Origin of the sequence: Corynebacterium jeikeium (genome assembly GCA_003955985.1) — a bacterium.
In the GTDB taxonomy this organism is placed as follows: Bacteria; Actinomycetota; Actinomycetes; order Mycobacteriales; family Mycobacteriaceae; genus Corynebacterium; species Corynebacterium jeikeium_D.
On the sequence record CP033784.1, the window covers coordinates 662,137 to 674,041 of the forward strand.

Sequence of the window (11,905 nt, forward strand, 5' to 3'; positions counted from 1 at the left end):
TGTTATTTCCCTGCCTCGGTTCCGTTGTCCACACCATCAATTCGAGCTTCGACTGACTTTTCCAACGAACTAGGGCTGGGGGAGGCCAGTCCGAGCATCTCCAGCCAGCGCAGATCGAATCCAGGCATGGTCTTAGCAGTGGTACCGATATTTTCGACTTCCACGCCCTCCGTGCGCAGGCCAACAATGGCACCAGCGGTGGCCATTCGATGGTCGGCGTAGCTGTGCCAGAGACCACCGTGGAGCGGAACGGGGTCGATCGCAATGCCGTCGTCAAGCTCGGTCGCGCGACCGCCGAGACGGTTGATTTCCGTGGTGAGCGCGGCGAGACGGTTGGTTTCGTGACCGCGCAGGTGTGCGATACCCGTCAGCTCGGTGCGGGTAGTGGCCAAGGCGGCGATGGCCGCGACGGTGGGGGTCAGCTCGCCAACCTCGGACATGTCCATCGTGATTCCGCGCAGCTCCGACGGCTTTGGGCCCACGACGGTGAGGCTGGTGTGGCCACCTTCGTGACGGTTGAACGTCACGGTAGCGCCCATAGCGGTGAGGATCTCGCGGATGCGGTCGCCCGGCTGCGTGGTGTGCTCTGGCCAGTCGGGCACGGTGACGCTGCCACCAGTGACAGCCGCAGCGGCCAGGAAGGCGGCGGCGTTGGACAGATCAGGCTCGACCTGCCAAATACGACCCATCATTTCGGTCGGGTGAATGGTGAACGTTGTGCGTGGTCCCTCAGGTGTGTCGGCCGTGGTCTCCTCGACCTGCACACCGGCCTCGCGAAGCATGTCCAGGGTCATGTCAATGTGCGGGCGGGAAGGAATCTCACCGGTCGGGCGAAGTACCAGGCCACGGCCGTAGCGCGGTGCTGACAGCAACAGACCAGAGACGAACTGGCTCGAAGCCGAAGCGTCAATTTCCACTTCGCCGCCGATGTCCGGCAGATCCTGCTCCTGGACCGAGTCACCGAGGCGGTTGCCCTGATTCGGACCCTGCGGATTGACCGTGAAGGGAAGCCCATTGCCCGCGATGTTCACACCGAGGCTGCGCAGGGCATCCAGCACGGCCGACATCGGGCGAGCCTTGGCTTCTACGTCGCCTTCGAAGAACACCGACCCCTGCGCAAGAGCTGCGATAGGTGGCACGAAGCGCATAACCGTACCTGCGAGACCACATTCCACGACACCACCGCGAAGCATGCGTGGAGTGACGCGGAGCGTGTGGTTCGGGGCACCCGAATATGTCGAGTCGGCACTGATGTCAGTTCCCAGGGCCTGCAGTGCGCGAATCATAAGATCGGTATCGCGAGAGCGCAGAGCACCATGGATAACCGATGGTGTCGAAGATATCGCCGCGATGACAAGGGCACGGTTCGTAATCGACTTCGAGCCGGCAATCTGCACCGTGGCGCTAAAAGGCTGTCGACCGGCCTCGGCACCGTCGACACTTACAGTAGGGGCGGACCAATTCTGATTTTGGGAACACACACAACCAATTATGGAACACTTTCACTCCATACCTCGACTAGAGGGGGAGTCAACGGCACAATCAGTTGGTATGTGTGGTCGTTTCGTCAATTTCACAGTCGCCGAAGAACTGCTCAGCACCACGGCTGAGATTCCCGGTTTGGCGCCCGTGCGTGCCGACGGCCCGTTGCCCACCTCCCGCTACAACATCGGACCGACCATGCCAATAGTTGCTCTTGCCCGCGAGCACCCCGGCCGCACAGGAACCATTGCTGCCACCGTGCGCTGGGGTTTAATTCCGCAGTGGGCCCGCGAAGTGCCAACAACACCTTTCTTCAATGCTCGTGCGGAAACCTGGCAGTCCAAACCGACTTTCCGGGACAGCCTGCCCTGCGCAATCCCCATGAACGGTTGGTACGAGTGGAAGAATCGCCAGCCCTACTTCGTCAGCTTCAGCGATGACGCACCGCTTTTCACCGTCGCGGGGCTGTGGGCGCGCTGGGGCGATATCGTCTCCGCCACAATTCTCACCACCGACGCCGTGGGACAGCTCGCGGATCTGCATCATCGTATGCCGCGCGTGCTTGCCGACGACGAAGTCAGTGACTGGTTGGATCTCTCGGCCTGGGCAGCAGACGGAAATGTTGGCATGACCAGCGCAGAAGTGGTGGACAAGCTGACCATCCGACCGGTCAACCGCGCCGTCGGCAATGTTGCGAATGAAGGGCCGCACCTGCTGAATGGGCCCGATGGAGCAGCACCCGGCCACAACGAGGAGCTGTTTTAAGGCCGTATCAGCGGGGAGGTTGCAGGAGTAGCCGCAGGGTTAGCGGGCGATGTCGGCGACCGTGGCGTCGCAAAGCGAAACCAGATCAGCGGGTGACAGTTCGATGTCCCACCCGCGGCGACCACCGGAGACAAACACAGTGTCGGCGAGAGTGGCTGTCTCATCAATGACTGTGGGGAGCTTGCGGCGACCGCCAAGCGGGGAGATGCCGCCGGGAGCGTAGCCGGTGGCAAGTGACGCGTCATGGGGGTCGGCCATCGTTGCCTTGGAAGCCCCGACAGCCGCGGCGGCGGCCTTGAGGTTGAGCATTCCGGTGGCGGGGACGACGGCGATGGCCAGCCCAGTGCGTTTGCCGGATAGCTCGATAATGAGAGTTTTGAAGATGCGTTCGGGCTCGACTCCGAGATGCTCTAGTAGCCAAGAGGCGGCCTCTTCGCCGAAGTTGTCGCTGCCGTGGGGGAATTGGTGAACGTGGAAGTCGATTCCGGCGTTCTGACAGACGGCGATTGCCGGGGTGGCGGCAGCGGATTTCTTGGCGGACTTCTTCGACATAATTTCCCATCGTTGCACACCAGTGCAGCTACGCGACGAAATGCCTGGTGACGGGGGTCTGGCCGACTCGTGGGTGCGGATGTTTTAGGATAGGTAGCATGTCAGGTGATCAGACAGGAACATCGGCCATCCGGACTGATGAGTCGGATGAGGAGCTTGCGCAGCGCTTTGAGCGTGATGCCATGCCGCTTTTGGATCAGCTCTATGGAGCGGCGCTGCGGATGACACGCAACCCCGCCGATGCCGAAGACCTGGTGCAGGAGACCTATATCAAGGCTTTTCAGGGCTTCCGCTCCTACAAGCCGGGCACGAATCTGAAAGCGTGGCTCTACCGCATTCTGACGAATGCGTACATCAACAGCTACCGCAAGGCGCAGCGACGTCCTGCCGAGTACGCCACCGATGACATCACGGATTCACAGATCGCGGAAACCGCGTCGCACACTTCGATAGGGCTGCGCTCTGCTGAGGTTGAAGCGCTGGAAAAGCTTCCTGACGAGGAAATTCGTGACGCTTTGATGAGTCTCAAAGAGGACTACCGGATGGTGGTCTACTACGCCGATGTCGAGGGATTGCCCTACAAGGAGATCGCCGAAATCATGGGCACGCCCATCGGAACTGTGATGAGTCGGCTCCACCGTGGAAGAAAACAGCTCCGAGACGCGTTGCACAACGTAGCCGTGGAACGTGGATTCTTGAAAGAAGAGAAGGGAGATTCTCCGCGATGAGCCGAGAGTCGAGCCAAGATATGGAGCAGACGCCAGAGCGCGGACACGCCTGTGAAGATGCTTTCTGTCAGGATGTCCACTCGCGCCTACACGCATTTTTGGATGGAGAGTGTGATTCGGAGGAGCGCCGCTTTCTCGAGGAACACATTCACAAATGCCCTCAGTGCTTGGAAGAGTTCGGTTCCGAGCAAGCTATACGACGGCTGCTGCGCCGGTGTTGCCAGCAACCTGCCCCTGAGGACCTCCGTCAGCGCATTACCACTCGGATTCGCGTGTCCTATACGCGGGTGGAGTACCGCGGATAATTGCTGGCGGCTAGGTTTTGGTGCGTCATCTTTTGGCTCGTATTCCTTTGATGCTTAATGCGATGTTGCGTAATGCGGTAATGCGGTAATGCGTAATGGGAAAATCCCAGGTCACGGTGATGTGGCCTGGGATATTTTTGTGGAGCTATTTGTGGAGCTAAGGGGAATCGAACCCCTGACCTTCGCATTGCGAACGCGACGCTCTACCAGCTGAGCTATAGCCCCATTGCTTTCGAGCAACCTAGCTGGAGCTGCTGTAAAAGCTCTGTTTTCAGACGTTACTCCGGTGGGGTTTGGGCTCCAAACTCGCTGGTAAGGTTCTGGCGGATGGTTAATCCGGAAAGCGAGGATGCGGTATCGACGAGGCATCGAAAAGGTGTTGAAAGTGACTAGGTTTATGACAAAAAACCGCGGGTGAATTCAATTCATGTGTCATAAACCTAGTCACTTTCAGACCTGTACCCGTTGGGGTATCCGCTGGAGGCATAAAAAACTCCACCCCGTCCCTCGGTGCAATACCGAGTTGTGCTGGAGTGGAGTGAGATGTCTTAGCCGGTGATGGCTAAGACTGCTGCAACTAAGGGCAACTTAGCTGTTCGGACGCTTGCCGTGGTTAGCCTTGTTCTTACGGCGGTCCTTGCGCTTACGGCCACGCTTGCTCATAGCTGGGCTCTCTTTCTATCGGGTTAAACAGGTATCAACCGGTATAGATTACACGGTACGAGGGTAAGTCCTTTAATTAGACCGTGGTGCTGGTGCGAGTGCGACGGGTGCGGCCGCGGTTGCGACGGCGCTTCAGTGCGCGACGCTCATCCTCGCTCATGCCGCCCCAGACACCTGCATCCTGGCCGGTCTCAAGTGCCCAGGCCAGGCACTGAGCAGTAACGGGGCAACGGTTGCAAACGACCTTGGCCTTAGCAATCTGGGCGAGGGCCGGGCCGGAGTTACCGACCGGGAAGAACAGCTCCGGATCCTCTTCACGACAAACGGCCTTGTGACGCCAATCCATGACAAACTCCTAAAACATTACGAGCCCCGGGTGAGGGCAGGGTTAAATTTCCTTGCGGGAAGGCAGCTCCGGAAATGGATTTCGTCAGACACGACAAATCGCCGTATCTCAACGAAGGTTGGGGTTCATTCCCGGTTGCCCAGGGGTATTAGGCATCTTGGGAGGGGCCACCTGTTCCATCGCCTATACGACGTGAAAGGTAGTGGGGACTCACCAAAGAGTTTGCGCCTAAAAAGGCGAGACTTGCATGGTTACACAACCAGTGAACTGCGTGCCTGTCTCGCTGACGATTTACATGTTTTCACGACTGGGACGGTTCGTAAAGAGCAAAATGAATAAAAGTGCCAAACCTCACAGAAAAGTGAAGTTTTGGTTAAAACGCCAGGTCAAAACTAGCCCTTTGTGGGGGTAAAATTAGTTTTGGTAATTGCAGTAGTGAGGGTGTATGGCGCATTTTTGTTGGCTTGTCAGTAAACAGTTGCAGTTTAAGCCGGGTTTGCCTCGGTCTTTTGGCTAGTACTGAACAGTCGGCGTGTGCGATCCATGACCTTTTTGGTCACCACAACGAGCAAGCGCTCGTCCACGGGGCGGGTAGCGACTTTCTTGGTGAACTGGTCCTCGGTGTAATCGTCGGCACGCGCCACAAAATTGATAGCGCCTTGCTTAACACGGATGTTGAGGGACTCACACTGATTGATGTACTCGCCGTCCAACTGGAGACGAAGTGGGGCAGTAGCGGTGAGCTCGATGTGCTGGACGTTGTCGACGCGTCGTTCGCGGGCTTCGACGTGGAAGGGGGAACGCAGTCGGGTGAAGAAACCGGCTAAATTGGCTGCGGCGACAAGTCCCGTCACTCCCCTCAGGGAAGTGAAGCCATAAAAGCCCAGGCCCCTGCGTAGGGACACAGTGGGGTTGGTGACGATGGGGAGGTCGCCGAGGAATGTCCAGGGATTGGAGTTGGACACCACGGCCATTGCGAGATCACGGCCAAACTCCGTGCCGTCGGTAGTTGCGGTGATTTGTGGCGGGCTTTTGCGCAACTGATTCCATGCGGTGAAAATTGCCGGCAAATAGCGCACGGCTTTGGCGCGGGTACCGTTTTGTCGGAGCTGTTCCATGGTGGAAATGACTTCCGCATCGATGCCGATACCGGCATTGACCACGAAGCATCGCTCCGCTGCATGTCCAACGCTGATAGTGCTGCGGGTTCGGGAGCGCAGCAGACTTGCGATGTACCACGCGGCATCTACGGGGTCGCGGGGAATACCCAACGCACCTGCCAAAACGTTGGCACTGCCGGTGGGAATTGTCGCGATGACAGGCAGGTCAGTGGCAGGCAGTGCGGAGAATGGGTTGGAGTTCATGAGCCCATTGACAATCTCGTTAATGGTTCCGTCGCCGCCGAGAGAAATAATGACGTCGTAATCGCGAACCGTTTTACCCGCCACCATTTCCGCAGCATGGCCAGGGTAGGCGGTAAACATGGATGTCAAGCGAATCCCCTCGACCGAGCGAAGCGCCCGCACAACGCCGGGCATACGTCGAGCAGTGTTACTGGTCGAATTCGGATTGGAGATTAGCAACGCACGCACAGGCACCAAGAATAGTGCATGAGCAGACTTGTGATGGGCGCATTAGCCGGTATGCCTCCAGGGTGTATTCATCGGTTCGCACCGGGCTAACATGTAGGGCGTGAGTAACCAGAAAAACAGCAGCAATGCGCCCAAATCGCGTACTACCGACCAGCTTGCGGCAGCCGACGGGCCGATCGCCGCACCTCAGGTTGTTATGGTCGGTGCGTGGATTGGTGTCGCCGAATGTGCCCTCGGTCTGGGCTACGGGATCTTCCTTCTCATTCGTGATTTGATGGGGTACCGCGACGAGGCCGCGGTCATTTCCGGTTGGGGTACCGCGCTGTGGTTCCTTCTCATTTTCGGCGCTGTTCTCGCTGGTGCGATTATGTTGCTGCGTGGCGCCCGATGGGGGCGCGGGCCGATCATTATGCTCAACCTCTGCTTGCTGGGCGTGGCCTATTACATGTTCCGCTCGAGCGCTTTTCTGCTTGCTCTACCGACGGCGGCAGCTTCAATTGCTGCGCTGGCCTGTATGTTTAGTCCGAAGGCGATTGATTGGGCTGCCCGCTCTTTCTAAGCTTCGATGGCGAACGCGTCGACTGACTCACCGCGCTGAACCAGTAGCGTGTCACCGACAACCGCAAGGCGCACGGGCACTTCCGGCTTGTCCGCATTATTTGCTTGAGTGGACTTCGCAGCTGCAGGCAACGGGAGTGTGCCGATAATCTCCAGAGTCTTGGCATTCAATACCGCGACTCCGTCAGTGACTGGCATGAAAACATGCTCACCCCATGGAGCTGGGGTTCCTGTGGCCTCAGCAAACTCGAAATCCGGCGCCAGGGTGCTCGGGCGGAAGCCCAGTAAACCACGCGGCGACCACCACGTCATGTGATGGGGAAGATCCGTTGTAAAAGGCGCACGCGGGGCATCGCCGTTGGAGTTAGCTTCCGCCGGTGCTGGGCGCAGGGTAGTCTCATCCAGCGCCAATTCAGTCAGCATCGTGCCGTCCATACGAAAAACTCGGATGCGGTTGTCTGACAGTACCGCCGCCGTGTCCTGGCCAATCGATACCAGTGACATATCTGCAGTTGCCGGACCAAGGTCAATATCGCTCTTGACCTCCGGTTTCCGAGACTCCTCCGGATTTGCCGCCTGCATGACCAGGCGCCCGTGACCATCGCAGTTGTTTACGACGGCCAGCAGCTCCACGCGCGTGAGCGCACTGATAATCGAACACTCCGGATGCGGCTGCATCTTCGGTTCCGGAGACGCTGGAATCTTGCCGTACTCGACTACTCGGACCAGGTCAGAGCGCCACAGCTCCAGGAATCCAGAGTCGTAGACACCCGCGTATGAGTTCGAGCGCACGGCGGCAGGGCTGTCAGCCGCAATCGATTTACGGGTCGCGACATACTGCCCCGAGTCGGGCTTGAGTGCAACGGTCTCACCGCAGCCAGCTGCCCCACGAAAAGTCGCGAAAACTTGGCCATCACTGCCCGAGAGCGCACAAAGCGGAATATCTCGTCGATAGTGCCAGCGCTCCGTGCCGTCGTTAAGCGAGATAGCACGCACGCCCTTGTTCTCAGCAACGATGAGGGAGTTGTCCATCACCAGTGGCGCCGGGGAGATGGTGTGCGTGCTTGTGCTTGCCGACGATTCAGTGGACCACACCGGCCGGAGAGTATGTGGCATTGCCTCCGGATCGTTCGCGGCCGGGGCTTGCGCTGTGCTGCTCGTCGGTGCCGTGGATTCAGTGCGATCGACCTTACGAGCCGGAGAAGCGACCCATGTCCAACCGACGACTAGCACTACGGCGATGATGAGAACTACTGATGCGATTCGATTGCGGCGCAGTCGGGTCTCTGCAGTGGTGGGCTCAGCGTTGGCTTGTGGTGACTGCAGCACGGTTGGAATGTCCTGTCGACGAGTGGTCGTGGCGAGAGGTGAGGCGGGGAGTTGGCACGCGCAGCGGCCTAGCTGCGACGATGAGAATTGGAGTGGCCGGCCCGCTTTGAGCTTCGTCCTTGGCCGCGATTGCGATGATGAGCCTGTGAGCGGTTGTTTCGCGGGCCTCTTCCGCCACGCCCGCGAGGTGGTCTGGAACCCAATACCGGGCGGGCTGGCCCGACCTTCTCATCGATCCCCTCGGGGATGTCTAGAGCTTCGGCGAGCTCGGGGGAGGTGGAAAACCACGTCGGAATCTCGGCCATGTCCAGGTCGAGAGCATCTGAAATAGCCTTCCACTTTGTGGTTTCATCCCAGCCGACGAGCGTAACGGCGACACCGCTGTGTCCCGCGCGGCCGGTGCGGCCGATGCGGTGGACATAGGTCATTTCGTCATCGGGCACCTGGTGGTTGATGACGTGGGTGACATCGTCGATATCGATACCGCGAGCCGCGACATCGGTTGCGACCAGGACGTCGACGTCGCCATTGCGGAACGCCGTCAGCGAGCGCTCACGTGCAGGCTGGCCCATATCGCCGTGGACGGCGGTGACCAGGAAGCCGCGCTCGCCGAGCTGCTCAGCAACCGAGGCGGCGCCGCGCTTCGTGCGAGCAAAAATGATGGTGCGACCACGATCGTTGGCTTGCAGGATGCGGGCAATGACCGAGACCTTATCCATCTGGTGCGATTGGAAAACAATCTGTTTAGTGGTCTCGTGGACTGTGGCCTCTTCCTCGCCTGATTCGGCGCGGATGTGCACCGGGCGATTCATAAAGGTACGTGCGAGAGTCAGAATTGGGCCCGGCATTGTTGCCGAGAAGAGCATGGTCTGACGTTCATCTGGCACCGCAGCCAGAATCTTCTCGATGTCCGGCAGGAAGCCCAAGTCGAGCATCTCATCGGCCTCGTCGAGAACCAAAATCTTTACGCCTGACAGCTCTAGATTATTGCGCTGGTAAAGATCGATGAGACGGCCGGGAGTACCGACGATGATGTCCACACCGCGGTCTAGCTGTTCAATCTGTTCCTCATAGGGGCGGCCACCGTAAATAGTGCACACACGCAGATTGGTTGAGTGCGCAGCGCGGGCCAAATCCTCGCCGACCTGCACACATAGCTCACGGGTGGGGACGATGATGATTGCGCGGGCAGTGCCATCCGGTTCTGGAATGCGGGCGTCATCAAAGACGCGGTCAATAAGGGGGACACCAAAACCAAGAGTTTTTCCCATGCCAGTACGGGCTTGGCCGATAATGTCCGTGCCGTCGAGTGCCAAGGGCAGCGTCAGTTCCTGGATTGCAAATGTGCGGGTGATTCCTTCGTCGGCGAGTGCGTCGCAGATTTCCGCGGCGACCCCCAATTCGACGAATGTCGGGGACTGGGACTCTGCCACGGCGACTCCTTTGCTGTTTGTAACCTCACGTGACACGACGGCTTAATCGGTCTCTCTAATCCTAGCCGCTTTGGGAATGGTTATGATGTCACCTATGGACATCACTATTGGATTTGCAGACAATACGCGTGAGCTGAACATTGAAAACGTCGCTGGTGGTGAGGAGGTCAAGGCTGCGATCTCCCAGAAGCTGGCTGCTGGCGAAGGTGTGATTGAGCTCAGCGACGGCGCTGGTCAGGAGTACCTGATTAATGCTGACAAGGTCGCCTACGTCCGTACCGGTAATAACGCAGACCGTAAGGTTGGCTTCTTCGCCTAATGACGCAAGAACCCTTTCTCGTACGCATTGCAAGGAGTTGGGGGTGGCGAGCCTATGCCATCCCTGTACTTGTGGTGCTCACAGTCATCATTCTCTTCGACATCTTCACTGCTGAAGATGATTCTTCAGGTTCCGGCACTGGCACTGTCGCCTCGCAGAGTGGCAATGGTCGCCCTGGTCCGGTGCCCGGTGAGGGATACGGTGATGGTTACGAGGGAGGGCAGTTGCCACCCGGTCCGGCCTTTGCCACGGAACCCTCGGGAAATTTTAAAGATGTCACCGTGGCGCATCCCCGTGTTGGGGAGGGGCGCGACAATGCGGTCAGGTATTCCGTGGAAATTGAAGACAACATTGATGTTCCTTCGATTGGTGGCGAGCGCGCCTTTGCAGAGACGGTGAACTCGATTCTGGCCGATCCACGTGGCTGGACAGCTAATCCAGATTTTTCTTTCGAGGCAGTGCCTCGCGACCAGGATCCGACGATTGTCGTGCAGCTTTCCGCGACTGGAACCGCACATCAGCTGTGCGGCAACACCTTGGGAATGGAGACCTCCTGTTACCTGTCTGGGCAGCGGGAAGGTGAGCCTGGGCGCGTGGTCGTCAGTATCGCCCGGTGGGTTCGAGGTGCCCTGCCTTTTGAGGGGGACCTGGGATTGTATCGCCAATACCTTATTAATCACGAGGTTGGTCACGGACTTGGGTACGCGGTTCACGAGCCCTGTCCGAGGGACGGCGGTATCGCGCCAATCATGATGCAGCAGACCCTGAGCGTGTCGAACGATGAACTGCACAAAATCGACAGCAGCGAGGTCTATCAGGTCGATGGTAAGACGTGTTCTGTCAACGGCTGGCCGTACCCATTTGGGGCGGACGACGATACGGCCGCACCGACTCAGAAAGCAAGGTAGTAGCAGATTATGATCGCCACTCCTCCCGACCGTGTTTTAGAGGCCTTTGGTGCCGAGGGCGAGCCGCATCGTGCCGGGCGAGCTTGGGACAATGGCTGGGTCTACGACGATTCCATTGTCCTTTCGCCGGTACATAATTCGGCGCAGGCGCTGTGGTCTGCAAAGGTTCGCAGTGCGCTAGATGTCGATGGCGTCCGAGTGGCGAAATCTGTGCGTACCAGTGACGGCCGCTTGGTTATTGCTGGGTGGCAGGCTCGTCATTTCATCCCGGGGGGATTCGCGCCACGTGCCGATGAAACCATTGTGGCCGCTGGTCGCGTGGAAGAGTCGCTTGCCAGTATTGAACGGCCACAGTTTCTCCTTGATAAGGAGCCCGATTACTTCGTCATGTGTAATCGCGCAGCTTGGGACTCTGACCCAATCGGCATCCTCGAGCAGCTTCTCGACGCGGATAGCGTCCCCCGCGCCGATTGTGCCGAGGCTCTCACGATCTCCGGTGATCTTCTCCAGCTGCGGGCAGAGATGGTTGTGCCAACGGAGCTTCTGCAGGTCTGTCACGCAGACCTCGTCGGCACGCTGCTTTACGACGGCACGGCCGCCCCGGTTCTCACCGATATCGTGCCAGCGTGGCATGTCCGTGGTTGGACAGCTGCCTTGGCGGCAGTGGATTGTCTGTCCATGATGGGGGCTGATGAGGAGCTACTGCGGCGCTTCGATCACCTGCCGGATTTCGGTCAGTTGCTCGTTCGTGCGATGTGTTATCGACTTTTTGTCCACGCTGTTAGTCCAGAATCGCAGCCGAGTGCGTATCGCGGTCTGTTCCGCGCGGCTTCGCTAGTTCGCGCGTTTGTGTCTAAGTAACGCCGGGCAGTATTTACGGGAGTTTTTTGGGGCGGGGGTATTTTTCTCCTTACTTCGAATGGGT

General features: G+C 58.6%; 13 protein-coding genes and 1 tRNA gene. 7 read left to right on the forward strand and 7 right to left on the reverse strand.

The genetic code is table 11. The features are described from left to right. Window positions 1–2 precede the first annotated feature (2 nt). Complete coding sequence (gene aroA, locus EGX79_02935; GenBank protein ID AYX81232.1) at window positions 3–1,481, reverse strand: 3-phosphoshikimate 1-carboxyvinyltransferase; 1,479 nt, start codon at window positions 1,479–1,481, stop codon at window positions 3–5. A gap of 70 nt (window positions 1,482–1,551) precedes the next feature. Between aroA and EGX79_02940 the strand changes: the two genes are divergently transcribed. Then, complete coding sequence (locus tag EGX79_02940; GenBank protein ID AYX81233.1) at window positions 1,552–2,247, forward strand: SOS response-associated peptidase; 696 nt, start codon at window positions 1,552–1,554, stop codon at window positions 2,245–2,247. A gap of 39 nt (window positions 2,248–2,286) precedes the next feature. On the opposite strand, the gene ybaK is transcribed toward EGX79_02940, so the two are convergent. Then, the gene (gene ybaK, locus EGX79_02945) at window positions 2,287–2,799 is read right to left on the reverse strand and encodes a Cys-tRNA(Pro) deacylase (GenBank protein AYX81234.1); all 513 of its coding nucleotides are present in this window, start codon (window positions 2,797–2,799) and stop codon (window positions 2,287–2,289) included. 98 nt (window positions 2,800–2,897) lie between these two features. On the opposite strand from ybaK, the gene EGX79_02950 reads away from it, so the two are divergent. Both EGX79_02950 and EGX79_02955 read left to right on the forward strand, forming a co-directional pair. Continuing rightward, window positions 2,898–3,527, forward strand: coding sequence for a sigma-70 family RNA polymerase sigma factor (locus tag EGX79_02950; protein ID AYX81235.1), 630 nt, complete (start codon window positions 2,898–2,900; stop codon window positions 3,525–3,527). Further along, window positions 3,524–3,832, forward strand: a complete 309-nt coding sequence (locus tag EGX79_02955) for a mycothiol system anti-sigma-R factor (GenBank protein AYX81236.1) — start codon at window positions 3,524–3,526, stop codon at window positions 3,830–3,832. The genes EGX79_02950 and EGX79_02955 overlap by 4 nt, the downstream gene beginning before the upstream one ends. Before the next feature lie 149 nt (window positions 3,833–3,981). Here EGX79_02955 and EGX79_02960 read toward each other — a convergent pair. From EGX79_02960 to EGX79_02970, 3 genes are all read right to left on the reverse strand, one after another. Then, a tRNA-Ala gene (locus EGX79_02960) sits at window positions 3,982–4,057 on the reverse strand. A 514-nt stretch (window positions 4,058–4,571) separates the two neighbouring features. Then, window positions 4,572–4,841 carry a WhiB family transcriptional regulator gene (locus tag EGX79_02965; GenBank protein AYX81237.1) on the reverse strand — a complete coding sequence of 90 codons (270 nt, stop codon included), beginning with the start codon at window positions 4,839–4,841 and terminating at the stop codon, window positions 4,572–4,574. A 485-nt stretch (window positions 4,842–5,326) separates the two neighbouring features. After that, window positions 5,327–6,418: a diacylglycerol kinase gene (locus tag EGX79_02970; protein ID AYX82697.1), complete on the reverse strand. Its 1,092-nt coding sequence runs from the start codon at window positions 6,416–6,418 to the stop codon at window positions 5,327–5,329. A gap of 211 nt (window positions 6,419–6,629) precedes the next feature. Between EGX79_02970 and EGX79_02975 the strand changes: the two genes are divergently transcribed. After that, window positions 6,630–6,992, forward strand: a complete 363-nt coding sequence (locus EGX79_02975) for a hypothetical protein (protein AYX82698.1) — start codon at window positions 6,630–6,632, stop codon at window positions 6,990–6,992. On the opposite strand, the gene EGX79_02980 is transcribed toward EGX79_02975, so the two are convergent. Together EGX79_02980 and EGX79_02985 are read right to left on the reverse strand one after the other, a co-directional pair. Then, entirely contained in the window at window positions 6,989–8,320 is a 1,332-nt protein-coding gene (locus tag EGX79_02980; protein ID AYX81238.1) for a hypothetical protein, read from the reverse strand. The genes EGX79_02975 and EGX79_02980 overlap by 4 nt on opposite strands. Window positions 8,321–8,388: 68 nt before the next feature. Further along, window positions 8,389–9,753 (reverse strand): DEAD/DEAH box helicase, encoded by a 1,365-nt coding sequence (locus EGX79_02985; GenBank protein ID AYX81239.1) that lies wholly within the window; start codon window positions 9,751–9,753, stop codon window positions 8,389–8,391. An 82-nt stretch (window positions 9,754–9,835) separates the two neighbouring features. On the opposite strand from EGX79_02985, the gene EGX79_02990 reads away from it, so the two are divergent. The 3 genes from EGX79_02990 to EGX79_03000 are packed head-to-tail and all read left to right on the forward strand — an operon-like array spanning window position 9,836 to window position 11,841. After that, window positions 9,836–10,072 (forward strand): DUF3107 domain-containing protein, encoded by a 237-nt coding sequence (locus EGX79_02990; GenBank protein ID AYX81240.1) that lies wholly within the window; start codon window positions 9,836–9,838, stop codon window positions 10,070–10,072. After that, on the forward strand, window positions 10,072–10,980 hold the full coding sequence (locus tag EGX79_02995; protein AYX81241.1) for a DUF3152 domain-containing protein: 909 nt from the start codon (window positions 10,072–10,074) through the stop codon (window positions 10,978–10,980). Before EGX79_02990 ends, EGX79_02995 begins: the two co-directional genes overlap by 1 nt. A gap of 9 nt (window positions 10,981–10,989) precedes the next feature. Next, window positions 10,990–11,841, forward strand: a complete 852-nt coding sequence (locus EGX79_03000) for a TIGR02569 family protein (GenBank protein ID AYX81242.1) — start codon at window positions 10,990–10,992, stop codon at window positions 11,839–11,841. Window positions 11,842–11,905 lie beyond the last annotated feature (64 nt).